Genomic DNA, 25,057 nt, shown 5'->3' with positions numbered 1-25,057 from the left:
TCCCATTTTTTGTTATTTTAATTCTAAACATCATTTTTGCCATTATAAAGTTCATGTCTTTGACTATAAAACCCTAACAAATAAACTCCTCCAAGTGCTCTATTGTTAAAATCTTCTAGACTTATATTGGATGCTATTTCATCAATTAAGCGATTATAATAAATCCCTTTATTACCAAGCTTTGCTTGATAAGGTTGCAAGTTTGTCTGGATAGTTTTCCAAGTCCTAGCCGGATGTCTCGCAAAGGCATTCATATACCTTAAAGCACTAGTAGGTCTCCCCTCCTCTTTTGAAAGTGCTCTTCTTTCTAATACGTCAGCCACAGCAAGTAATCTACCAAATAAATAATCCCTGCTTTTATTTTTTTCGTCTAAGGCCACTTCGTACCCCTCCTTTTCATAATGTTTTTTTAGTAAAGCACAAGTGATGCTTAGAGTTTTCTCCCATTGCCATTTTTCCATTGAGACTGGATTGGATGCTCGATAAATTGCACTTCGTATGATATCTATTGGTATTTTCCGTCCTTCTATAACACAAGGAAGCATCCTCTCCATTGTTTCTTTAATCAATTTGTCACTAGATTTAAAACCAAAAGCTGCATTTGCTATATCCCGTGTGGCTGGTGCCCCACAAAACTTAATATGCTTACCTTCATTGCTTTTTCTATATCGGTGTAACCAAGAACAAGTGTTGTGCCACTTTTGTATCCTTTTAATATATTCACTTTCTTTTAAATTCTGATAGTATTTAATAGATAATCGTCCAGGTGTAGCAGCGTCGAAAATCATGATTATGATATTTGAATTATAGGATAATTCTCTTTTATAACCATCTATTGCTTTATTAACGTCATCTGCAAATATTTCATGGGTATTAACCTGGAGAGAATTGCTAACGGTCAAGTTTGGATCTAGTTGACTCAACAATGTTAGTGCATCATCTTGTGGTGAAGGGGCATCGGTATTTTCGTTCCCCCATACAAGAAACACTCTCCCATCAATACTTTTTCCTTGTTTTAATATTAACCATTTTAAAGCGTTATGCGCTTTTTGCGAAACATCATAACTTATGCTTACTGCTTCACCTCCTTTGTTAAAACGCCCTCTAAATGTGAAGCCACTGGTATCGTTAGCAGATATTAGTTTCGCCTTATCCCCTGATCTTCTTAATCCACTTAAGTGTGTTTCCGTTTTAGGTGTTACTTCACCAGTTATATAGCATGTATCTTCTTTTTCTAATCTGTTTTTGTAAAAACTTATAAATGAATCATAGACTTTTTTATCTTTCCACACCTTTTTATTTATTGTATTAGGTTGATGCACATCAAAGCGAACAAAGGCCTTATCTTGAGTTTCACTTAAAACTTCAAAAATAGCTGGTTTGTAACCAAGATTTTTTTCTAACTCTTTAGACCACTTAGTGATAAGTACATTGTTTTTATCCCCTACTAGTACAGAGGCTGAGATAAGATCTCTAATCAGTGTCCCTTTTTGAATATACTGGTATATAGCTTTAACCTTATAGTTTGCGTAGTCCGAATCACACCATTTTTTTAACTGGTCGATATAATTATTATGGGGTGAGCTTTTCTTCAACTTACCCACATATTTTTCAAAATCACCTGCTACATATATTAGCTTATCATGAAGTGGATGTGGAGCTGGTGCACTGGTTCTACTCGAAGAGCTTTCAGTACAAGGAATAACGGTATTAGCATTGTCTTTATCCACCACTTTTGCCTGCAAAAAATCACCGTTCACATCTACTGTAACTTCTATTTGAGCGTATTGTGTTGTATGGGCGATTGGTATTAGCGTAAATTCTTTGTCGCCTTTTTGTTCAAACTTACCTACTTGATTAACATTGTTTTCATACGTTTCTAACAAGTCATTCATCCATCCCATCTAATCCCTCCTTCTCTTGATAATTCCTTGTCTAATTCTTCTGCTGGCTCTAAATTGTCTTTTGAAAATCCTTTTGGTCTTAATTTCTTAATTGGTCGGACTATTTCACAGTCAGCTGGCTTTATAAAGGAAATATAACCATCTCGCATAATAGGGTTCCAAAGTCTAGTTTCTAACATATCTAATCCGGTCTCATCAGGATAATTAAGCCCATGAATCATTGTCCCCAGATGTATGTCTCCATAGCCATCGTAGAACCCTTCACTTTCCCCAAATTTACAAGGTTCTACATAAGCTACGCATTCTCTAGTTCCTAAAAATACATCCCTTCTACCACCAGCTTTTATAGACCTTTTAGCAATTTTATGATGCTTATGCTCATTTCTATCATAATCTAGATCAGGCCGGTGACGATTAAAAACAAAGTGGGCTCGCACTTGATACCTAACATCTTTTAAATAAGTATAACTTGCTAATGTATTGCCTCCTTTATACTCAATAGGCCTGACTCCTTTGGCTTCCATTTTTATTGCATTCATTATCCGCACTTCATCTATTATCCAAATAATAGTTGGTTTCCAATAAATCGATTCCATTATACCTTTTAATGCTTGGTATGTTGGAACTTGATAAGATAATTTCTCTCCTCCCACTTTCGTTGCAGGGTCTGTAAACAAGGCATACTTTCCATAGACTTCAAATTCAACTTGATTTCTCATACTTAACCTCCTTTTTATATAGTAAGGGTTGACATTTTTCCTTCTTCGTCAGTTGAAACTCCAAAATCTAAGTCATAAGCATTCTCTTTTAATGCTATAACTTTATCATCTAACAAATATACTAAACCTCCTGACTTGCTAAGTTTTTGGAGTTCAAAATCGTATACATTCACAACATAATGCTGAGCTCTCCTTAAAACTAAAGATAGCTCAGTAATAGCTAGTTCTCCGTTTAGCTCTGAAATTATATCAGCACCTTCACCATAAGGGACTAAAACAGAGGTAGTCTTTTGGTCAATAACTTGAAAATAATCGCCTACTGTTTTAACACTTGAATACAGCGCTAATGGGAAGTCCCTGCCGGACTTGCTTCGATAATGTTCTTTATACTTATTACTACCTTTAGTCAGTTCGTATAGATTATCTTGTAAAGAGGGAATCGGGTATTCTAATTTGTTTTGTAGTTCGGTATAGTAATTAGTAAAGTATAGACTCATAATTTTAGGTGAAAGTAAATCTTCTTTGACATGGCCATATTTTTTATCAAGGAGTATTTTATTTGTTATTTCTGCTCCAGTCTTTATGTTTTTTAAGTGATTTAAGCTCTCTTCTCTATGATTGATGACATAAACGTTCTTTGTAGACACCTCCCCATGTCTATTACATCGCCCTGCTGCTTGGGCAATTGAGTCCACACCGGATAAAGATCTTACTACACACTCAAAGCTAATATTAACCCCAGCCTCGATTAACTGCGTACTGACACAAACTACCCTCTCTTTATTGAGCAACGCACTTTTTATTTTATTTAAAACTGTAGAACGGTGAGCAGCACACATGGAAGTGCTTAAGTGGTAAACTTTTGCATCTTTTGTTTGTCGTAATCTCTTGTACAAATTTTTTACCACCGTTTTCGTGTTTAAAACTATCAGAATGCTTCTCGTTTCTTCGTTAAGATTCTCATTTATAAAAGTAACCAACTCACCTGTACTCCACCCATCATGCTTAGTCTTGTCGATTATCTCTACCCTCTTAAAACTTTTTGTAACTTCACTAAGGTTTGAAACTACTTCTCCATCAATCTTATCAAGTTTTTTATCTACAAAATCTAAAGCTGGCTGGGTTGCAGTACATAAAAGTATGCTTGTATTACAAACATTCGTTAAGAAATTTAAACTTTCATTAAATAATGCTATGCATTTAACCGGTACTGACTGAACCTCATCAAAAATAATTATTGAGTTGGCGAGTTGATGAAACCTTCGTATATCTCTTGTTTTGTTAGAATATATGGTGTTTAAAAATTGAACCATAGTTGTAAAAATAATGGGTGAGTGCCAGTTATCTCTTGCCAATTGATATGTTTTATTGTTTTCATAAGGACCATCATCTTCATTTTCTATTATGTTTGAATGGTGTTCTAAAATGTTTTTATTGTCCTTAAGTATTTCTCTAACTTCTTTAGCATTCTGCTCAATTATTGAAGTATAGGGTACTACATAAATTATCCTATCTTTGTTAAACTTAATAGCGTGTTTTATAGCATATCGTAAGCTAGATAATGTCTTGCCACCACCTGTAGGAATCGACAAAGTGTAGATACCTGAAGGCCTATCTGCAAATACTTCGCACTGTTCAGACATATTTTCCCTTAGTTTATCCACCCTGCTTTTACTTGTGTTTGCCTTATTTAGTAAGTCTAGATGTCTAATTAATCTTGAATAGTAAAGGTTAAAATCATTTCCGTTATTAGCCTGTTCTAAAGAATTTATATTTTCATCAAAACATCTAGCATCTGTTCTATCTGCATCTATTAGGCAACTAAAAACATATTTCATTAGAAGAGTTATTGTTATATTTGGATCTTTAGATTTTGAATGCTGGTGGTTGCGATATAAGGCACTCTTTAACTCAACTTCGGCATGCTGTAATTTTTCTTCTAACAATTCTAATGAAGAAATTTCATTAAAGAAGTCACCTATAATTTCATCAAAATTGTCAATTTCTTTGTCCTTTAAACGTCTTAAGTATGTAGATGTTCCTGTAGGAGAAAGAAAATCAGTAAGACCATTATGATGAGATATTATTGTGTTACACAATAGTTCTACAATAATCCTTAAAGAGACATTTGAATTGTGTTTATGAAATTTTTCAAATAATATTTTTCCGCCAGCGGTAGAGTGATCCACACTACCTCTTTTTGGGGTATAGGTAGCATCATTGACACTTTGTAATATATAGTCTTTAAATTTCGTACTTAATTTACCTGAATCATGTAATAGACCAGCAACGTACGTCATATGTCCAACTTCAATTTTTTCCCCATTAGAAGCAGCGATCTGGCTGACATTTGTTAAATGTTCTTTTACAGTCTGAATACGTGAATCTTCGCTTATTCGAGCTATCTTAGTTTTTTTATAGTTTTTTAAAATTACTAGCCCCCCTAACTATTTTTAAAAATTGAGTGTTTCGAATTTGAGATAGTTAAAGTCTTTTGTACTACTTCTCCATATACCAATTTTACCCTGCTTAATTTTAAGAAAATTATATACTTTTCTTTTGACAACATTATGTCAAAAGAAAAAAACTTTTTTAACTTTTATCTTTTATAAAAATGCACTAAAAAAGAAAGCAAAAAGGTGCGCCTTTATCTCGCATCTTTTTGCTTTCTTTTTTTAATTTATTTTATTCTCCTATCTCCTGCTATCCTCCTGCTATCCTAAAACTCCATCTTATCCCAGGCTTTTTTGCCTAAGTTATAGGTGTATGTTAGTTGACAGAGTATTGTTAGTGTTGCTATTGCTACCAGGGTTGGTATGTTTAGGATTGGGTTTAGCCATAGGTTTGGAAATAGTGGTTTTAATTGATATAGGATGAAAAGGCCTATGGTTAATAGTTGGTAAACTATTGGTGCTAGCAGTGATATTAGTCCTCCTATAAACTTTTGGTTTTCAAAAAAGCGTTGGTAGTACATAACCTCGTATGCTTGACTAAGTGTTACATATCCTATTAGGATAAAAAGCTGCAAAAGGTTAGCTATAAGGATTACTGTTAGTGTCTGATCTAAGGAAATTGCTAGGGTTGTCAAACCTATGGTCAGCACTACTAACGTAGGAATAAATATCATTAAAATTCTTGCTGATAGGATATCTTTTGATTTTAAAGGTAAAAACTTCATTGTTGAGTATTGGAATTTGGCTGTTTGTGGGTTTTTGGTTATTTCGCTACTTACAAATGGCACGGCAGTTCCAGTGGATATAAAAAACATCCCTGCTGCCATGGCGATGGCTGCTGCTAATTTAAATTCCATGTCAGATGTATTTAAGTAAAACATCATACCTATATACAGTGCGTAAAAAAGTAGCGCCCCTGCCATAATGTCATAGTTTTTAGATGCTCTTATGAACTCATACTTTGTCAGGCTTAAAATTGGGTGCGAATTTTTTGTGGCAGTTTTCTTGTGTTTTTTCTGCATGGGTGTTGTTTTCTTTTCTGCAACGTGTGTACTGTTCATCCACCCAGCGTAGAAGTTATGCTTTGCTGTGTAGTAGGTTAATACTATAAGGACTGCAGCTACTCCAAGTAGGTATGCCAATGGTTTTAGCGCTGTTAACTCAAGTCCTAGGGCAGTATTTGATAATAGCTCAGCTCCTGATATAAAGGGAATAATAAGGGCTATATTTTCTCTTGTTAAAATAAATTCTGCAATTTTCCCTAGGGGTTCAGGTATTGTTATAAAGTTAAGAGCAAGCAACCAAACCGCAGCGATAACTATAAAATTTCCTATGTTTACTAAATACCTATAAATTCTAATTGAAAACTTACGTAAAAATATCATGCCGAATATGATTCCTAAACTTGACGCTATCGCTGCCACTATAATATAGGTTATTGGCAGTATTATATAAAATAATGCTGTTGCATTTATAGATATAGCTATGGCTATATATAGCGGGAAGAAAAATACTGCTTCTTTACCTATACTTTTAAATGTATGGTTTATGAGCTTATACATTAACACAAGCCCTGATGGCAGTGGAGTAGATACCAAATAGTTAATGTCTGGGGACTTATAAAAGTTAGACACTAAGTTTATAAGGCTTGCAAAAAACTGAAAAGCAAACATAATCATAAGAGTGATAGAAAAAACGATAGCCAAGGCTAGTTGTATTTCCTTATAGCTGCCCTGTCCTAAATCATAAAAGAACCGTCCTCGAAAAAACCAAATCACAGCAGCTACCACCGCTAAAATGGCAAGTGCAGCTAAGCCTGATATGGCCGTTTGTTTTTTGTCTCTAAAAAAGCGGTTTACAAACATCTTCCATTGGATTTTATAAAGCAGAGTTAGGTTATTCATCGCTAGTCACCTACCCTAAATCCGACGTTTGTTGTTTGGTTATATTAACAAAGACTTCTTCTAGTGTTGTGCCATCTTTTGCTTTTTGCTGTAGCTCTTCTAGAGTGCCCACTGCTACTAGCTTGCCTTTGTTTATTACCGCTATGCGATCGCATATTTGCTCTGCTATTTCCATTACATGGGTTGTCAGCAGCACCGCTGTATTTTTTTTGTATGCCATTTCTTTAATTATATCCTTAGCTTTTTTGGCGCTAACTGCATCTAAGCCTAAAGTCGGTTCATCTAGTAGCAGAACTTTAGGTGAGTGTATAATCCCTGCCATTAGCGCGATTTTCCTTTTCATGCCGCGAGAGTAGCTTCCTATAAGTTCATCTGCTTTATCTGTAAGCTCTAATTGTTCCATCATATCCTCAATCTTCTGGTGCCTATTTTGAGGGTTAATATCGTAGATTTCCCCAACAAATTCTAAGAATTGGCGCCCTGTTAGTTTTTCATACAAAAATGGATCGTCTGGAACATAACCTAGTTGTTTTTTTGCCTGTGTTGGTTCCTTTACAATGTCATAGTCACAGAGGGTTACTTCCCCTTCTGTGGGCAGCAAAAGCCCGCTACATATTTTGATAGTGGTAGTTTTGCCGGCTCCATTAGGGCCTAAAAAACCTAGTATCTCCCCCGGCCTTACTTCAAAGTCTATTCCTTGCACAGCTTTTAGATCTCCGTAATTTTTGTGCATATTTGTTACTTTTAACATTTTTTCACCTTCTTTTAACGTATTAAAGTTATTGTATCACTATAAATGTTGGTTGTTAATAATTATGTGATTGTTTTAACATCTATTTAAAAATATGAGGCTGGGCAAATATAGGTAAACAGTAAAAAACGGTTCTAATCATCTACTTTTGATGATTAGAACCGTTATTTGCTGGATAAAAGCAGGAGCTTAAATGAAGTGTAAGGTGGAAAGTGGGAAGCGGAAACGGAAGGTGGGGTTCGTTGTGTGGGGCTTGCGCCCTTGCGGGCTAGATCCTTCGGCGTAGCTCAGGATGACATCAGGAAACTAGTAAGATAGTTGGTTAGTTGGATAGGAGTAGACCGCTTGAGCTTACTGAAGGGTTTGTCATTTAGTGGCAGGGCGTATTGTAGTAGTAGTGAGAAGTGGGAAGTTGGAAGTAGGAACCATTTGGGCTTCGATGTCCGCAGGTATTGAATTACCTGCTAAGCTGTAAAAAGTGAATAACCACTTAGCCTACTGAAGGGTTTGTCATTTACTGGCAGGGCGTATTAGTCATCTGCGTCTTTTTTCCCTGTGAGTAAGCCTTTGGCGTTAAGCTATCTTTCATTGACGTCAGAGACATGGACATGTCGACTTATAAGCCAAAGGTGTCAAGCATGTGGAAAAACAGCAGGGGACTACCTTAGCCCAGAAGTAAATGACAAACCCTGAACTGACCTACGTGGGTTTGACATTTGTGTGGGGCTTGCGCCCTTGTGGGCTAGATCCTTCGGCGTGGCTCAGGATGACATCAGGAAACCAGGAAGATAGAAGATAGTTGGATAGTTTGATAGGGGTAGACCGCTTAGCCTACTGAAGGGTTTGTCATTTGCTGGCAGGGCGTATTAGTCATCTGCGTCTTTTTTCCCTGTGAGTAAGCCTTTGGCGTTAAGCTATCTTTCATTGACGTCAGAGACATGGACATGTCGACTTATAAGCCAAAGGTGTCGAGCATGTGGAAAAACAGCAGGGGACTACCTTAGCCCAGAAGTAAATTACAAACCCTGAACTGACCTACGTGAGTTTGTCATTTGTGTGGGGCTTCCGCCCTTGCGGGCTAGATCCTTCGGCGTAGCTCAGGATGACCTCAGGAAACCAGTAAGATAGAAGATGGATGAGAGCCCCCTATTTGGTTATGGTATGGTTCAGATTGACAGTGTTATCTTAGCAGGGGCTTACCATCATGAATACCTTTTATGAACGGGCTTGGACCAAGCATGTAGCTTGTATCGTAATCTTTACCGTGACCAATTAGGGTTTATAATTAGCGCCCTTGCGGGCTGGATCCTTCGGCAAGCTCAGGATGACATCAGGAAACTAGTGAGATAGAAGAAGGATGACTTTTAGAAATGCCTCTGGCGATAGATGGTTTTAAAACGCTCGCCCATCTTTACCTTAAGAGTTTACCAGCCTTTTCATCTACTAAAAGAATTACATCTTGATGAGTTTGTAGCAGCGATGCCGGCACCTTTGTTGTTACGTATCCAGATGTCATTTGAGCTATGGCCTCTGCTTTGTTTTCTCCTGAAGCCAAAAGCAGTATTTTTTTTGCTTTCATTATTGTTGCTATTCCTATGGATATAGCTTGTTTGGGAACTTCCTCAAAGGAGTCGAAAAATCTGCTATTTGCCTGGATAGTTTGTGGAGTTAAATCCACTAGATTAGTCTGGACGTTTAAACTCTCATCCGGCTCATTAAACCCTATATGGCCATTTTCTCCAATTCCTAGCACCTGAAAATCAATTCCTCCAGCCTGTGCAATCTTTTCCTCATATTTATAGCACTCACTTGTGACGTTTTCGGTATCTCCCTTAGGAAGATAAAACTGACTGGGAGGAATATTTATATGGTCAAAGAAATTTTCGCGCATGTATGTATTGTAGCTTTGCGGGTGATTGGCAGAGAGACCATAATATTCATCTAGGTTAAAGGTTGTGACTTTTGAAAAGTCCACCTCTTTTCTCTTATACATTTCTATCAAGTTATTATACATTCCTAGTGGCGTACTACCAGTAGCTAAGCCTAGTACTGAGTCTGGCTTTAGCACAGTTTGACTAGCCACTAAAAGCGACGCTGTTTTTGATAATGAGTTATAATCTTTTTCTATGATTATTCGCAAATTTATAGCCCTCCTATTTACATTTATAACTTGCCTTAAATTTAACAGGCTTGTTTTTTTAAGTGCTTTTCTGTTTTTAATTTTATAGTATCCTTTTTATTCTGTCTTCTAACTCTCTTAATGTAAATGGTTTTATTATGTAATCATCCATGCCCATCTTTAAGGCTTCGAGAATTAGTTGTTTGTCATTTGTTTCCCCTAATATTAGCGATTTAGTGGTTTTATGTGAAATTTTATCAAATAGGTTAGAATGGTCAATAGATGGTAGGTTTATGTCAACAATGGTTATGTCTGGGGTTACCTCAGTAAGTAAGCTGCTCGTTTGATGGCCATCTGTCGCATAGCTAACTGTTAGGTCCAATTTTTTTAGACGATTGGATAAAAGTTTGGCCATTATAGGGTCATTGATTGCTAAAATGGCATTTTTTTCTTGGATGTTTGTATTTTCATTATTATAAATTACTATACCGTTTTTGGATTTATTTTTAACTGCATATAATCCTTTGTCCGCTCTATCTAAGATGTCTTCTAGCCTTTCATTTTTGTGTTGTTTTTCAGATATTCCACAGCTGAAATTTACCTCAATTACTTGTTTGTCGTCATGTTTTATTTTATTTGAGGCGATGACTTTTTTTAGCTTTTTTAAGATATTTAAAGCATCTTTTTGACTGGTGTTGGGAAACACCAGCACAAATTCATCTCCCCCAAATCTAAACAGCATATCATCATAACGGATATTTTTTTTGATAAGCTGACAAAACTCAGCTAGGACTTTATCCCCCGTTAAATGGCCATAGGTGTCGTTTACTTTTTTAAAATTATCAAGATCTAAAAATGCTAAAGAAAACTTGTCTATATCTTTTGATATCGAACTAAAATACCTTTTTGTATAGGCTCCAGTTAAGCTGTCTGTATTTAAATCCATTTGCTGATGTTCTTTCTTTTTGAGTATTTGCTCTGCCCGAGCTCTAAGCTCTAAATCCTGAATCGGCTTTACCAAAAAGTCTTCCACTCCCTTTTGTAAAGCTGTCACTTTAAGCTGTAAATTTTCCGACTTGGATAGTAATATTATAGCTGTATAAGGTGATGATTTTTTTATTAGATCAATCAGCTCCAAGCCACCAGGGGCTTGTACACCTGCGTCAGCTACAACTATGTCTATAACCTGATGTTCCACAACTTCTAATGCTTTTTCTGCTGTGGAAGCTATGTTAACTTTGTATCCCTCTTGGTTAAATACGGTGTCTAATGTATCTAAGGTTACTACATCTTCGTCTACTATAAGTATATTCCCAGTATATTTAAATTTGGTATATTCATGGTTAATATGGTCATTTTCTTTTTTAAGCAACTCATCTAGCTTTCTGTAAAGTTTGGCCACCCCTAATAAAAGCAAAGAATATGAGTAATGCTTTTCACTCCATGATTTTTTGTCAACTTTTAACCACTTTTGGCAGTTATCTGCTAAAAGGTGAAGTTCCTCTAGCTCTAATTGACAGCTCTGCTCAGACAGATCTGCAAAAAAGTTTGTAAGTTTCTCCCTAGAATCTGCCGTTTGTTTTTCCCTATATTCTAGCAACGTTAAAAGCATGTCATTGATTTGCTCTCTTTGAGTTACATAAAAGTTATTCAGGTTCATTTAGGTTTCTCTCCTCAGTAAATCTTTCTTACATCCATTTTATATGAATTTTACAAATAATAAAATAGGCTTTTTCACTTTTTATAAATAAAACTCAAACCCTCTTAGTTTTTACAGAGGATTTGAGTTTTTACATTTTCCCAGATCTTATTATAAATATCAACAGCACTAACCCCATAAATCCAGCGGTTAGATAACCAACTAAACCTATGGCTGAAACACCATATAGGTTGGGGCCTGCATCGGCTACAATCACAATGGATGAGGCCATTAAAAGCGATGATGTAATTAGGCCAAAAACTATTCGGTTTCCTGTTTTTGCTATTTCTCTAATTCCCCGCTCTAAGTTTGTGTGCTCCATTTGCACTTTAATATCATTTCTGGACAGCTTTTTTAAGACATCGAGCATAGTTTGAGGTATCTTTAGACCTGCTGAGGCGGTTTTATACAGGCCTTTTATTTGATTTAATGTCTCTTTTTTTATGTTCTCTGGTTTTAACATTTGCTTTCGAGCATATGGCGCTATTAACTCTATGGCATTAAATTCTGGTGTAATCTCTGATATTACACCCTCTAAGGTTAGCATAGCTTTTGCTAGCAAAGCGACGTTTTTAGGGACAGCTATGTTATTATCTAGACAAACATCAAAATTATCTTGGATAGCTGTTACTACATCTATTTCGTTGATAGGTTGATTGGCATAGCTGTTATAAATAACCTCTAGGTCATTAGATAGTCGAGTTTTATCAATAGGACCTTTGACAACTCCTATTCGCAGTATGCTTTCTAGCATCTTGTCTATATCGTTAGTCACTATTGAATTAAGAAGCATATTGAAATCATTTCGTTGTCCCCGAGAAATTGTGCCCATGGCACCGAAGTCAATAAATGCTATTTTATTATTTGATATTATAATGTTACCGGGGTGCGGGTCTCCGTGAAAGAAGCCATCCTCTAGCACTTGATGAGCAAAGCTATAGGCGAGTTTTTCGATTATATCGTCTAGATAGTACCCCTTTTCTTCTAGCAGCTTAGTATCACTAAGCTTAATACCGTCTATATATTCTAAAACTAATAAGTTTCTTGTAGTATATTGCTCAATTACTTTTGGGGTTTTTATAAATTTAAATTCTTTGTTGTTTTCATGAAACTTTTTTATGTTCTTTGCCTCGTTTATAAAGTCTAACTCCTGTAATAAGTGCTCCCATAGCTCTTCTATCATTTCATCAGCTTTAATAACTTCGGTTCTTATTAGATTAGGGAGGATTTGCAAAAATAAAGTTAACCTTTTTAAAATATGAAGATCTTGGGCCATAGCTTTTTCTATTTTAGGCCTTTTTATTTTAAGTACTACTTTTTCACCGCTTTTTAGTTCTGCTGTATGCACCTGCGCTATCGAAGCTGTAGCTAGCGGTTCTAATTCAAAGTGATTAAACTCTGTGTATACATCGATATTTATCTCTTTTTCTAGTATTTGTTTTACTTGGTCTTCATCTAACTTTTGAACTTTGTCTTGTAATTTTTGAAATTCATTTATGTATTCAGGAGATAAAATATCCGGTCTTGTTGAAAGTATTTGACCTACTTTTATAAAGGTTGGTCCTAGTTCTTCAAAAGCTTTTCTTATCTGGCGAGGATTTGCCACTCCATCTTTCACGCCGTGTTTAACAAATACCGAAACAATCTGTTGAAACCTTTGTCTATTTGTTTTAGTCTCCATAGCTTAGAAGATACCTTTATGACAAGGTATCTTCTTCCCCCTCTAGCTTTTCAATTCTAGCCTCTAGTCGTTCGATGTCTTCTTTTTTGGCCAGGTTTAGTTTATCTATAAGCGCTTTAACGGTGTTTAGTTCTACAAATTCCTCAGATGTTTGGTTTGCTTTTTGACTAAATTTGTTTTTTAGCTCTTGATTTAATTCTTTGCCTTGTTGAACCGTTAGCTCACCTTTATCCACCATTTCATCTACCATTTCATTAGCTTTTTCATAGGTATAAGTGGCAGTTCCTAAACCGGCTAACAATATTTTCTTAAGTGTTCCCATATGTTTAAACCCCCTTTGTATATTTGGTTTTGGCATGATTATATAGTCTATACCTTTAATTGTCAAATAGAGGCAGGTTACACCACTACAGTAGGATTCCCAGCTTTGACTATTATTATACTTATTCTAATTTATGAGGCATTATACTTATAGCAAAACCCATTGCCGATGGCAATGGGTTTTTAGTTAGTTATCTATTTTTGGTTAGCTAGGTTTAGATAACGCTGATATCTTTCTTTTGCATCTTCCTCGGATTTTGCAAATAGATCTTCAGCAGTTTCAGGATTGGTTTTTAGAAGGGCGTTATATCTTACTTCACTTAGTAAGAAGTCTCTAAATGGTTTTGTTGGTTCTTTAGAGTCCATAACAAATGGGTTTTTACCTTCTTTTTTAAGTTCTGGGTTGAATCTATACATGTGCCAGTATCCCGCTTCAACTGCTTCTTTTTGTTGATTTTGAGTACGTCCCATTCCATCCTTAATACCGTGTGCAATACATGGAGCATATGCTATGACGATAGAAGGACCTTTGTAGCTTTCCGCTTCTTTTATAGCTTTTAGGAATTGGTTTTTGTCCGCTCCCATAGCTACCTGTGCAACATAAACATAACCGTAATTCATAGCCATTGCACCAAGATCTTTTTTGCTGGTTTTCTTACCTGATGCAGCAAATTTTGCAATCGCTGCTGTTGGGGATGCTTTAGATGACTGACCACCAGTGTTAGAGTAAACTTCAGTATCAACAACTAAAACGTTTACATCCTCTCCAGAAGCTAGCACATGGTCTAAACCGCCATAGCCGATGTCATAAGCCCAGCCGTCTCCACCAAAGATCCACTGAGATTGCTTAATTAGGAAGTCTTTTTTGTCGATGATTTCTTTTACAAGCTTATTGTCAGCTTCTTTTTCAAGAAGTGGCAGAAGGTTCATGGTGGCTTCTTTGGAGCCTTTACCGTCTTCTTTGTTCTCAATCCAAGTAGTAAATGCATCTTTAAGTTCAGTAGAAATTCCTGATTCCATCGCTTGTTCCATTAAGTCTTTAATTTTGCTTCTTGTTTGAAGCGAAGCTAAGGCCATACCATAACCATACTCTGCATTGTCCTCAAATAGAGAGTTTGCCCAAGCTGGACCTTTGCCCTCAGAGTTTGTGCAATAAGGTGTAGATGGCGCACTTCCCCCCCAGATAGAGGTACATCCAGTAGCATTAGCAATCATCATTCTATCGCCAAATAGCTGAGTAATAGTCTTGATATATGGGGTTTCTCCACAGCCTGCACATGCTCCTGAAAATTCCACTAGAGGTTGTGCAAACTGGCTGCCTTTTAATGTCTCAATGTTTGTACGGTCTGATTTGTCTGTTAAGGTAACAGCAAATTCCCAGTTATCTTTTTCTGAAATTTGGGTTTCTAGTGGCTGCATAGTGATAGCCTTTTTCTTAGCAGGGCAGGTATCTACACAATTGCCACAACCAGTACAGTCAAGAGGACTTACTTGAAGACGGTATTTTAGACCTTTAAAGTCTTTGCCCATAGCCGGCTTCATTTCAAATGAAGCTGGAGCTTTCTTTTCCTCATCTTCGTCAACTAAGAACGGACGAATTGCTGAGTGTGGACATACATATGAACATTGGTTACATTGGATACAGTTATCCATATGCCAGCAAGGTACATCTACTGCTATACCACGTTTTTCATATTTAGAGGATCCTTGCATTAGCGTACCATCTTCTGCTCCTACAAAGGTACTAACTGGTAAGCTATCGCCTTCTTGAGCGTTAACTGGGATAAGGATGTTTTTAATAAAGTCTGGAACATCTTGCTCTTTACTTTCTTCACCCTTAGCATCCTTCCAGCTAGCTGGAACATCTATAGAAACAAGGGCGCCGATACCTTCATCTACAGCCTTGTTGTTCATCTCAACGATTTTTTCACCTTTAGAACCGTAGCTAGTTAAAATCGCGTCTTTAAGGTATTTCATGGCATCATCAACAGGAATTATATCTGCTAGTTTAAAGAATGCAGACTGCATAACCATGTTAATTCTGTTTCCTAGTCCTATCTTCCCAGCGATATCGTAAGCATTTAGGATATAGAATTTGATGTCATTTTCTGCGATGTAGCGCTTCATATGAGCTGGTAGTTTCTCCTCAAGCTCTTCAGGGCTCCACAGACAGTTTAATAAGAAGGTTCCACCTGGCTTAAGGCCTTTAAGCACGTCGTATTTATCAACGTAAGCCTGGTTGTGACATGCGATAAAGTCAGCTTGATCGATAAGGTAGGTGGATTTGATAGGCTCTTTTCCAAAACGAAGGTGTGATATTGTCACCCCACCCGACTTTTTAGAATCATAGGAGAAGTATCCTTGTGCATACATGTCGGTATGGTCTCCGATGATTTTAATGGCGGATTTATTCGCACCTACTGTACCATCTGAGCCAAGACCCCAGAACTTACATCTAACGGTTCCTTTAGGAACTGTGTTAATTTTATCTTTTACTTCTAAAGAAGTGTTAGTTACATCATCTACGATACCAACTGTAAATCTATTTTTATGCTCTTCTTTAAGGTTATCGAATACAGCTTTGATTTGAGATGGCGTAGTGTCTTTAGAGCCTAATCCATAGCGGCCTCCAATTACTACAGGCGCTTCTTTGCTTTCAAAGAAAAGTGTGCGAATGTCTTGGTAAAGTGGCTCGCCAATTGCTCCTGGCTCTTTTGTTCTATCAAGAACACAGATTTTCTTAACTGTCTTTGGAAGAACGTTGAAGAAGTATTTTGGTGAAAACGGTCTATATAAGTGAACTTTGATTAGACCAACTTTTTCGCCTTTAGAGTTTAAGTAGTCAACAGTTTCCTCTGCAGTTTGAGTGACAGAGCCCATTGCTACGATAACTCTTTCTGCATCTTCAGCACCATAGTATGAAAATGGCTTATACTCTCTACCTGTGAGCTTAGATATTTCTTGCATATATTCGTTAACTGTGTCATCAACTTCATCATAGAACCTATTAGAAGCTTCTTTTGCCTGGAAGAATATATCAGGATTTTGCGCACTACCTCTAAGAACTGGCCTTTCAGGGTTTAGCGCTCTATCTCTGAAAGCTTTTAATGCATCGTAATCCACTAATTTTGAAAAATCTTCATAGTCGATTACTTCAATCTTTTGCATTTCGTGTGATGTTCTAAATCCATCAAAGAAGTGTACAAAAGGAATTCTTGATTTAATTGAAGATAGATGTGCAACACCAGCTAAGTCCATAACCTCCTGAACGCTACCGGAAGCTAGCATAGCAAAACCTGTTTGTCTTGTAGCCATAACATCGGAGTGATCACCGAATATAGATAGTGCATGCCCAGCAACAGCTCTAGCACTTACGTGAAAAACTGTAGGTAAAAGCTCTCCTGCGATTTTATACATGTTAGGAATCATTAGAAGTAAGCCTTGTGAAGCAGTAAAGGTAGTTGTCAGAGCACCACCCTGAAGCGATCCATGTACTGCACCAGCAGCACCTGCCTCAGATTGTAACTCACTTACTCTTACTGTTTGACCGAAAATGTTTTTTCGACCTTCCGCACTCCAAGCATCAACTTTTTCTGCCATGTCTGAAGACGGAGTTATTGGATAGATTGCAGCTACATCAGTGAATGCGTAAGATACGTAAGATGCAGCAGTATTGCCATCCATGGTCTGCATTTTTTTAGACATTTTCAAAAACCCCCTTTGGTATTTTTTTGATTATATAACAGGCTGACTATACTAAACAATGTAAAGGTAGTAAATTTTTAGAAAAAACATATTTTTCTGTACTGTTATAGCATAGCACAAAGCCTTTATATCAGAGTGTAGACCACGTGAAGTATGTAACACATTTAATATTTTTTGAAACAGTTATTTGTTGTATAATAGAATCTGTTCCTCCAAATATGAACAATTTGTTATAACACAGTGATTTTATTGCTTTTTGAGCACCTTGTATATATAATATCATAACTTTATAGTTTATGGTACAGTTTTTTTAAAATAATGAAACACCCTGAGAAAAGTTCATACTTTTATAATCATTATTAGAATATCTACTACTTGGTAGAGGGTTCGGCACCGCTTGTGCCAAAGCCTCTACTTTCTTATCATTTTTTTACCCAGAGCATGGGAGAGGCATATAGGTTGCATCCTTCTAGCTTTTTAAGGTCCTCTAAAGCAAGGTTTAGCATAGACGCAGTAGTAGGTAGAGGTTCTTTAAATTGCTCCTTTTTAAACGGTATTTCTTTTACAGGTGTGGTACTATCGAGTGATGTCAGGTTGTATATTTTTCTTAAAGCTGTTTCTAAGCCACCTAAGTCATCGACAAGACCTTTTTCGTAAGCTTGTTTTCCTGTCCAAACTCTTCCACCTGCTATTTTCTCAACTTCTTCTTTGAGCATACTACGGCCGTCAACTACTCTGTCTAAAAATACATCATAAATTCTAAATAAGGACTCTTTAACTTTTTCTTCTTGTACTTTACTAAATCTATTTGCGCCTTCTGACATTTCTACATTCTCTCCACGGGTTATACTTTCATAGTTTAGCAAAAGTTTTTCTAGCATTTTTTTATTAACCACTTTGCCGGTAATTACTCCTATTGAGCCTGTTACAGTACTAGGTTGAGCTATAATCCAGTCTGCGGCTGTGGCTACATAGTAGCCTCCAGAAGCAGCAACTGAGGACATCACCGCTACAACTGGTTTTTTCTTTGACAACTCTCTTATAGCCGACGCCATTGCTTCTGAAGATGTGGCAGAGCCACCTCCTGAATCAATATAGATAACTGCTGCTTTTGCCCTTTTATCGCTTTGAGCTTTTCGGACTTGATCCACTACAGTTATATCTCCAACTTTTTGACCACCTAAAATAGGTATAGGGAAGTTAAAAAGAGGGTTTGAGCTTTTGCCGTCTATTATGTTTCCCTCCACTTTTATTAACGCTATATAATCTTTGGCTCTTTTAGGAGCTGGCCTTAAAAGAGATTTTTGCGCTTCTTTAAAGTTTTTGATGGTTATTTTCTTGCCTTCAGTTTCGTTAAGGTAACTATAAATTTGTTCTTCATTTAGCACTTTATCAATGATTTTAGCTTTTTTAGCTTTTACATCTGTATATGGAGAGTTATCTATGGCGTATTTAGCTTCATCTAAGCTGATTTTTCTACCTTTTGAGATTGCAGTCAAAATTTCATCGTATATAGAGTCTAAGAGCCAATTATTCATCTTCTTTACTTCTTCTGTCATTGTTGTTTTTGTCATTGCATCTGCTGCTGACTTATATGGGGTAACGTTGTACATTTGCATTTCTATGCCAAGCCTATCTAGTGCTGCCTTAAAAAACATAGACCCTGTTTTTAAACCTAGCGGTGTTACCTCTCCACCCGGTTGGAGCAGAATCCTGTCAGCTAAGGAAGCTAGGTAGTAAGTGTTGGTGTTATATCGGTAGGAATATGAAATTATTTTTTTGCCTTTTAGCCTGCTATTATGCAAGGTGTCTCTAAGCTGCTGTATCTGAGCTATTGACAGCTGAAGGTCTGGCCTTATAACCAGTATCATCCCTTTTACCCTATGGTCATTTGCAACCTGTTCTATTTGTTCACATAGCTCTTGTAGGTTTTGTTTAGGCTTTTTGATCTTTCTTCTAATAAAATTTTGCTTAGACTCCCTTAAATCTGTGTATTCACCTTCTAAAAAAAACCTAACATAGTCTGGGGAGCTCTTCATTTTTCTTATGCTGTTAGAGACGCTGTGAGAAGCCTTCTTTATCCCATAAGTAATATAACCCAAAATTAACACCCTCCTTTTTTAACTACTCCTAATATTTATATTTGTCACTCAAATTGTAATTCCTTCTTTTTTGACAAAATATCTTATTAATTAGTCGAATGTAAAAGCAGGAAATTTAATGGTGTAACTAGAATTTGTAATTATCAAAACAAAGAAACGAGGGATAACATGAATAATGAATTATGGGATGAGTGCGTTAAGTTTCATGGACATATTTGTCCTGGGTTAACCATCGGGTATAAGGCCGCTATGCTTGCTCGAAAGTTGTTTGATGGCAAAAGCGCTAACGATGAGGAGATAGTGTGCATTACTGAAAATGACGCCTGTGGAGTAGATGGAATCCAAGTTGTTTTAGGATGCACTTTTGGAAAAGGCAATTTAATATATAAAGACCACGGAAAAGTTGCATACAGCTTTTACAGTCGCGACTCAAAAAAAGAGTTTAGGTTGGTATTTCGCAGGGACATTGGCGGACCTACCAAAAGAGATGAGAAACAGAAGTTTTTATTAAATAGTGCTGAAGAGGATTTGTTTGAAATAAAGGAAGTTAAACAACCTCTACCTCAAAAAGCGAAGTTATTTAACACTGTGATTTGTGAGTTATGTAAAGAAGGTGCAGCAGAACACCGCATTCGGCTATTTGACGGTAAAAAAGCTTGCGTTGATTGTTTTGAAGAATACACTCGCGTCTACTAAAAAACAAAGAAGCTGGGACAAGTATTTTGTCTCAGCTTCTATTCCCCATACTTCTCGTCATTTAAGAGCGACCAAAAAATAGCAGCAAAAAAATCACCCTCACTGCAAAAAGGTATTTAGACTCAAAATGTAGAATGTTTCTACAAACGAAATATTGAGGTGATTATATGAGTGAAAACCGTTTAGGCTTTTTAGATGATAGCAAGGTTTTAGAGCAGTCAATTATGGAGCTTCAAGCCGCTATGGAGTCAGGTAAAACTACGGCAAAAGAAATTGTTATGATTTATTTAAAAAGGATTTTCCTCTATGATCAGTCCGGCCCTAATATCAACTCAATTGGAGAGCTTAATCCTAATGCTATTTTTGAAGCGGAATCCTTAGATAAGGAGAGGCAAAAGAAGGGCCCCCGTAGCTTGATGCATGGAATCCCGGTGGTTATCAAAGATAACATCGATACTGCAGGCAAAATGCGCACAAGTGCTGGGACTTTAGCTTTAAAAGATAACTATCCTGCAGAAGATGCTTTTTTAGTAAAAAAACTAAAACAAGCAGGAGCTATAATTTTAGGAAAAGCAAACCTTACTGAATTTGCTAATTTTATGTCTAGCGAGATGCCCAACGGATATAGCTCCTTAGGAGGACAGGTTCTAAATCCATATGGGTTAGGCACAATAGATGTTGGTGGGTCAAGCTCAGGTTCTGGGGCGGCTGTGGCTGCAAACCTCGCCTGTGCTGCTATAGGCACAGAAACCTCGGGTTCTATTTTAAGCCCCTCTAGTCAAAATTCTCTTGTAGGTATTAAACCAACTGTTGGTATGGTTAGTCGTAGCGGTATTATACCGATATCGCACACTCAGGACACTGCTGGACCTATGGCTAAAAGTGTAGCTGACGCTGTTACGATTTTAAGTGTTATTATGGGAACTGATGAAATGGACGCAGCAACACAGACTATACCACCAGGTGTAGGTGTAGATTTTTTATCCTTTTTTAAAAAGGATGGTTTAAAGAATGCAAAAATTGGAGTTTGTCGGGAGTTTTATCAGCATTTAAACGAAGAAAAACTTAAAATTTTGGAAACTGCTATAAAAGACATCCAAGGTTGCAAAGCTGTGATTATTGATAATCTTAAAATGCCTTCTCCCCAAAAACCTTTGGGGTATGATACTTTATTTTATGAATTTAAACATGGAATTAACGCTTATTTAAGCGGGACAAAACCTACTCAAGTGCCGGTAAGGACTTTAAAAGATGTTATAAAGTTTAACGAAGAAAATAAAGAAATCGCCTTAAAGTACGGTCAAAATCATTTAGAAATGAGCGAAAACACAAATGGGACTTTAAATCAAAGTAAATACTTGATCGAACTTATCAGAGATCAACATTATTCACAAAAAGGCGGTATAGATGCTGTCATCGAGGAGCATAAGTTAGACGCTTTGCTGTTTCCTTCTAACTATGGAGCACAGCTGCCGGCTAAGGCAGGTTATCCATCCATTACTGTACCAGGAGGATATACGAAGGACGGAGAGCCCATGGGTGTTACTTTTACGGGAAAGGCTTTTACAGAGCACAGGTTAGTTGAGCTAGCATATAGCTTTGAACAAGCTACAAAGCATAGGGTTTTACCTAAATTAGTTTGATAAAGTGAAGTTTCATTAAGCAGCGTGCTTTCTGCCGCTGATTGTTGTTGAACCAGAGGGCTTTGTTTAAAATTTCATTCTAATGCCCAGTTATAATAGCTTAAACATAAACGCCCCCTACATTACCAGGTAGGGGGGCGTTTATGTTTACTCATAATCCATTATCCATATATAAGTGTTGTCAGGCCTTATTTCTATGTGGGTTATTGTTGTGTATGGTTCAAAATCATCATCATAGTACTCCTCTACAATTATCCTTGTATCGGTTTTTTCTAAAATAGTTATTTGGGGAATGTAATCATGGATAGTAGCCCATCGTCCACTAGGGGAGATATAGTATACATCATTTTGTTGATCATATTGAACTAAATAGTCAACCCAGGCAACTGCCACATCGTAGGACATTGTTGTTTGAAAGAATTCTAACAGCTTTTTTCGTGTATTATATTTTTTAGGTAACCCCACTCCGTATGATGACTTAGTACAATCATTGTCTAAGTTGTTGTAAAAATAGTCTAGTGGTGCATAAACCTCTTTTAAAACTTCTACTATATCAAATTGATTATTATCCTGTGCTACTACTTCTTCAGCTTCTTTGTCTTGGTCTACTACTTCTTCAACTTCTTCCTCTTGTTTTATTATTTCTTCGTTGTCTTCTTGTTGCTCCTTCTCAGTGCCTTCTTTTAACTCTAGAGCCTCTTCTTCAAAAGTTTCCACATTATTTTGGGAGCATCCTGCAGCAAACACAGAAAACCCCATAATAATCATTAAAAAAACAGTTAATACTTTCAACTGATAACCTCCTCCATTTTTCACAGTTAATTATCCTATGAATAAAGGAGAGGTTGTGTGATTCTCTTATAATGAGGCATATAAAAAAACCCTTCTCAAATTAAATGAGAAGGGTTTGTGTTTTATTTTGGTGGAGATGAGGGGGATCGAACCCCTGACCTCATGTCTGCCAGACATGCGCTCTCCCGGCTGAGCTACATCCCCGAAATAATTACAAAATATATTATACCATTTTTGCATCTAATGTCAAGAGATATTGCCTTTTTTATTTTTGACAAAATTTGAAGCTTATTTTTTATGGGTTTATTTCAAATAATAAACACAGGAGGTAATTAATTATGTCCAAAAATAAGAAAAAAGTAGCGATAATGGGAGCGGGAATTGCGGGACTTTCCTGTACCTATGAGCTTGAAAAATTCGGAATAACCCCAGATGTTTTTGAAATTATGGATGAAGTTAGTGGCCAGGGCATCAATCATACAGTTGGTTGGATGAAGGTGATGTATAGGCCTATTAAGGATCCGCTAGTTTATCTTAAAAAGCAATATGGCTTTAATTTACGGCCTATTGAAGAAATACGTCGAGTTAACTTTTATTCAAATAACAATTCCGCAACCTTAGAAGGTAATTTGGGGTATATTCATCTTTCCGGTCCGGATAAACGCTCCCTATATTATCAATTATTGCCTAAAATAAAAACTCCTATTAAGTTTAGTGAAGTGGTAAATTTTAGGGATTTAGCTGAGGATTATGAGCATGTTGTTATCGCTAACGGAAATTCTGATATTGCTGAGCTTTGCGGCTTATGGAAAACCGATGTTGCTGGTTATGTTAGGGGAGCCACTGTTTATGGAGATTTTGATCCCCAAACAATAGTAATGTGGTTTAACACCGAGTATGCACAACATGCCTATGCATATTTTGTGCCATGGAGTGATAGAAAAGGTTCACTTATATTAAATATGTTAGAGGTCACAGTTCAGGGTGCCGACACCTGTTGGCAAAGGTTTTTAGATGATATAAATTGGAATATAGAGATTGCAGAGATTTGGGAAAAAACTCATCACCTTGGGCACCTAGAAAGGCACATATACGATAACCTTATCTTTACAGGTGCTGCTGGCGGATTTTTAGATCCTCTTTTTGCTTTTGGTAACATCGCTACAATTGAAAGTGGAGGGGCTGCAGCAAAGCATATTGCAAAGCGGGCAGATTTTAACAAAGAAGTTAAGTTGTGGCTTCAAAGAAATCACAGTTCATTACGACTTAGAAGATATGTAGATAAATTTTCAAATGAGGATTTTGATAAGATGCTAGATTATCTAAAAACACCCGGTTTTAGGACGTTGGCAACTAGAGCTAACGTTAACTTAATTAGCTTACTTTCTAACGTGGCTAATACTTTAGTATCTAAAAAGATTGACACAGTTCTTCACCCAAAGGAAGGTGAAAAGTAATGAAAAAAACACCTAGAATAGCTATCATGGGAGCAGGTGTTGCAGGATTAGCATGTGCATACGAACTTGAGAAGATGGGGGTTTCTCCTGACATTTTTGAGATGGCCAAACAAACCGGTTCTCGTGGATTTAATCATACACTAGGCTGGATTAATCTCATGTATAGACCGGTACAAGACCCTGTTATACACCTAAAAGAGAAGTATGGGCTTAATTTAAGGGCTATGGAAGAAATCAGACGGGTTAATTTTTATACAGCTAATAACTCAGCTACCTTAGAAGGAAAACTGGGATATATCTTCCTTTCAGGACCCGATGAGAGAGCGATAACTTCTCAGCTTAAGGCTCACATAGAAACAGAGATACAATATGAATCCATCACAAACTTTAGAGAGCTAGCTAGAGATTATGACCATGTTGTAGTCGCCACCGGAACGCCGGAGATTCCAAAGCTTTGCGGCATTTGGAATACGGATATATCCGGTTATGTAAGGGGAGCAACGGTAAAGGGCAACTTTGACCCCAAAACCGTAGGTATGTGGATGGAAAAAGCCTATTCACAAAGTGGTTATGGTTATTTTGTGCCGTGGAATGACAGAAAAGGCTCGCTAATTCTAAATATGCTAGAAGTCGGAGAATATGGAGCAAAGTTGTGTTGGGATAAGTTTATCGATTCATTGGGCTGGGATGTGGAGTATGAAGAATTTTATGAAACGCCCCATAACATCGGACATATTAGTAAACATCAATTAGGAAACTTATATTTTGTGGGACTGGCAGGTGGCTTTATAGATCCGTTATTTGCTTTTGGTTCTATTGAATGTTTAGCAAGCGGGGCTGCTGCAGCCCAAAGCATCATCAAGGGAAAGGATTTTACAGAACTTACTCATATGTGGCTTAGGCGAAATCAGCAACTATTAATGATGAGAAGATATGTAGATAAGTTTAGAGATGAGGACTTTGATCGTGCCTTTGAGGTTGTTAAAACCCCGGGATTTAGGTCGCTTGTTACTAGAACAAATATTAATATTATCTACCTGTTATCAAAAATGACCAACACATTTGCCTCAAAAAAAGTGGACAGAGTTCTTTATTAGAAGTCTTGTCCACT

At 36.8% G+C, this 25,057-nt stretch carries 16 protein-coding genes and 1 tRNA gene; 4 read left to right on the top strand and 13 right to left on the bottom strand.

Annotated elements, in window-relative coordinates:
• Positions 1-23: 23 nt before the first annotated feature.
• From cas8c to sppA, 11 genes are all read right to left on the bottom strand, one after another.
• Positions 24-1,904 (bottom strand): type I-C CRISPR-associated protein Cas8c/Csd1, encoded by a 1,881-nt coding sequence (gene cas8c / locus PRVXH_RS04735; RefSeq protein ID WP_353894165.1) that lies wholly within the window; start codon positions 1,902-1,904, stop codon positions 24-26.
• On the bottom strand, positions 1,892-2,623 hold the full coding sequence (gene cas5c, locus PRVXH_RS04730) for a type I-C CRISPR-associated protein Cas5c (RefSeq protein ID WP_353894164.1): 732 nt from the start codon (positions 2,621-2,623) through the stop codon (positions 1,892-1,894). The genes cas8c and cas5c overlap by 13 nt, the downstream gene beginning before the upstream one ends.
• A 14-nt stretch (positions 2,624-2,637) precedes the next feature.
• Complete coding sequence (gene cas3, locus PRVXH_RS04725) at positions 2,638-5,001, bottom strand: CRISPR-associated helicase Cas3' (RefSeq protein ID WP_353894542.1); 2,364 nt, start codon at positions 4,999-5,001, stop codon at positions 2,638-2,640.
• 341 nt (positions 5,002-5,342) lie between these two features.
• Complete coding sequence (locus PRVXH_RS04720; protein ID WP_353894163.1) at positions 5,343-6,980, bottom strand: hypothetical protein; 1,638 nt, start codon at positions 6,978-6,980, stop codon at positions 5,343-5,345.
• Positions 6,981-6,990: 10 nt separating this feature from the next.
• The gene (locus PRVXH_RS04715) at positions 6,991-7,731 is read right to left on the bottom strand and encodes an ABC transporter ATP-binding protein (RefSeq protein WP_353894162.1); all 741 of its coding nucleotides are present in this window, start codon (positions 7,729-7,731) and stop codon (positions 6,991-6,993) included.
• Positions 7,732-9,142: 1,411 nt separating this feature from the next.
• Positions 9,143-9,871 (bottom strand): glucosamine-6-phosphate deaminase, encoded by a 729-nt coding sequence (nagB, locus tag PRVXH_RS04710; protein WP_353894161.1) that lies wholly within the window; start codon positions 9,869-9,871, stop codon positions 9,143-9,145.
• Between the two features lie 82 nt (positions 9,872-9,953).
• The gene (locus PRVXH_RS04705; RefSeq protein ID WP_353894160.1) at positions 9,954-11,510 is read right to left on the bottom strand and encodes a diguanylate cyclase; all 1,557 of its coding nucleotides are present in this window, start codon (positions 11,508-11,510) and stop codon (positions 9,954-9,956) included.
• Positions 11,511-11,640: 130 nt separating this feature from the next.
• Positions 11,641-13,230: a lipopolysaccharide core heptose(II) kinase RfaY gene (locus PRVXH_RS04700; protein WP_353894159.1), complete on the bottom strand. Its 1,590-nt coding sequence runs from the start codon at positions 13,228-13,230 to the stop codon at positions 11,641-11,643.
• Between the two features lie 16 nt (positions 13,231-13,246).
• A complete protein-coding gene (locus PRVXH_RS04695) occupies positions 13,247-13,552 on the bottom strand; it encodes a hypothetical protein (protein ID WP_353894158.1) in 306 nt (101 codons plus the stop codon).
• A 194-nt stretch (positions 13,553-13,746) separates the two neighbouring features.
• Complete coding sequence (gene nifJ / locus PRVXH_RS04690; protein WP_353894157.1) at positions 13,747-17,256, bottom strand: pyruvate:ferredoxin (flavodoxin) oxidoreductase; 3,510 nt, start codon at positions 17,254-17,256, stop codon at positions 13,747-13,749.
• 422 nt (positions 17,257-17,678) lie between these two features.
• The gene (gene sppA / locus PRVXH_RS04685; RefSeq protein WP_353894156.1) at positions 17,679-19,358 is read right to left on the bottom strand and encodes a signal peptide peptidase SppA; all 1,680 of its coding nucleotides are present in this window, start codon (positions 19,356-19,358) and stop codon (positions 17,679-17,681) included.
• Positions 19,359-19,526: 168 nt separating this feature from the next.
• Here sppA and PRVXH_RS04680 point away from each other — a divergent pair, with 168 nt between their 5' ends.
• Both PRVXH_RS04680 and PRVXH_RS04675 read left to right on the top strand, forming a co-directional pair.
• On the top strand, positions 19,527-20,054 hold the full coding sequence (locus PRVXH_RS04680) for an FmdE family protein (protein WP_353894155.1): 528 nt from the start codon (positions 19,527-19,529) through the stop codon (positions 20,052-20,054).
• 167 nt (positions 20,055-20,221) lie between these two features.
• On the top strand, positions 20,222-21,697 hold the full coding sequence (locus PRVXH_RS04675; protein ID WP_353894154.1) for an amidase family protein: 1,476 nt from the start codon (positions 20,222-20,224) through the stop codon (positions 21,695-21,697).
• A 147-nt stretch (positions 21,698-21,844) separates the two neighbouring features.
• Here PRVXH_RS04675 and PRVXH_RS04670 read toward each other — a convergent pair whose 3' ends face one another.
• Together PRVXH_RS04670 and PRVXH_RS04665 are read right to left on the bottom strand one after the other, a co-directional pair.
• The gene (locus PRVXH_RS04670; protein ID WP_353894153.1) at positions 21,845-22,489 is read right to left on the bottom strand and encodes a hypothetical protein; all 645 of its coding nucleotides are present in this window, start codon (positions 22,487-22,489) and stop codon (positions 21,845-21,847) included.
• A gap of 128 nt (positions 22,490-22,617) precedes the next feature.
• Positions 22,618-22,693 (bottom strand) — tRNA-Ala (locus PRVXH_RS04665).
• Between the two features lie 134 nt (positions 22,694-22,827).
• On the opposite strand from PRVXH_RS04665, the gene PRVXH_RS04660 reads away from it, so the two are divergent.
• Positions 22,828-23,946, top strand: a complete 1,119-nt coding sequence (locus PRVXH_RS04660) for an NAD(P)-binding protein (RefSeq protein WP_353894152.1) — start codon at positions 22,828-22,830, stop codon at positions 23,944-23,946.
• The gene (locus tag PRVXH_RS04655; protein ID WP_353894151.1) at positions 23,946-25,043 is read left to right on the top strand and encodes an NAD(P)-binding protein; all 1,098 of its coding nucleotides are present in this window, start codon (positions 23,946-23,948) and stop codon (positions 25,041-25,043) included. Before PRVXH_RS04660 ends, PRVXH_RS04655 begins: the two co-directional genes overlap by 1 nt.
• Positions 25,044-25,057 lie beyond the last annotated feature (14 nt).

It is taken from the genome of Proteinivorax hydrogeniformans (assembly GCF_040515995.1).
GTDB classification, from domain to species: domain Bacteria; phylum Bacillota; class Proteinivoracia; order Proteinivoracales; family Proteinivoracaceae; genus Proteinivorax; species Proteinivorax hydrogeniformans.
The sequence above is the reverse complement of the archived record's forward strand: the minus strand, read 5'-3'. Positions and strand labels throughout refer to the sequence as shown.

Excerpts from the sequence above, each read along its gene's own strand:
- cas5c (WP_353894164.1), bottom strand. The coding sequence starts at position 2,623 with ATGAGAAATCAAGTTGAATTTGAAGTCTATGGAAAGTATGCCTTGTTT.
- PRVXH_RS04700 (WP_353894159.1), bottom strand. The coding sequence starts at position 13,230 with ATGGAGACTAAAACAAATAGACAAAGGTTTCAACAGATTGTTTCGGTA.
- PRVXH_RS04720 (WP_353894163.1), bottom strand. The coding sequence starts at position 6,980 with ATGAATAACCTAACTCTGCTTTATAAAATCCAATGGAAGATGTTTGTA.
- PRVXH_RS04695 (WP_353894158.1), bottom strand. The coding sequence starts at position 13,552 with ATGGGAACACTTAAGAAAATATTGTTAGCCGGTTTAGGAACTGCCACT.
- nifJ (WP_353894157.1), bottom strand. The coding sequence starts at position 17,256 with ATGTCTAAAAAAATGCAGACCATGGATGGCAATACTGCTGCATCTTAC.
- PRVXH_RS04675 (WP_353894154.1), top strand. The coding sequence starts at position 20,222 with ATGAGTGAAAACCGTTTAGGCTTTTTAGATGATAGCAAGGTTTTAGAG.
- PRVXH_RS04705 (WP_353894160.1), bottom strand. The coding sequence starts at position 11,510 with ATGAACCTGAATAACTTTTATGTAACTCAAAGAGAGCAAATCAATGAC.
- PRVXH_RS04655 (WP_353894151.1), top strand. The coding sequence starts at position 23,946 with ATGAAAAAAACACCTAGAATAGCTATCATGGGAGCAGGTGTTGCAGGA.
- PRVXH_RS04660 (WP_353894152.1), top strand. The coding sequence starts at position 22,828 with ATGTCCAAAAATAAGAAAAAAGTAGCGATAATGGGAGCGGGAATTGCG.
- PRVXH_RS04715 (WP_353894162.1), bottom strand. The coding sequence starts at position 7,731 with ATGTTAAAAGTAACAAATATGCACAAAAATTACGGAGATCTAAAAGCT.
- cas8c (WP_353894165.1), bottom strand. The coding sequence starts at position 1,904 with ATGGGATGGATGAATGACTTGTTAGAAACGTATGAAAACAATGTTAAT.
- PRVXH_RS04680 (WP_353894155.1), top strand. The coding sequence starts at position 19,527 with ATGAATAATGAATTATGGGATGAGTGCGTTAAGTTTCATGGACATATT.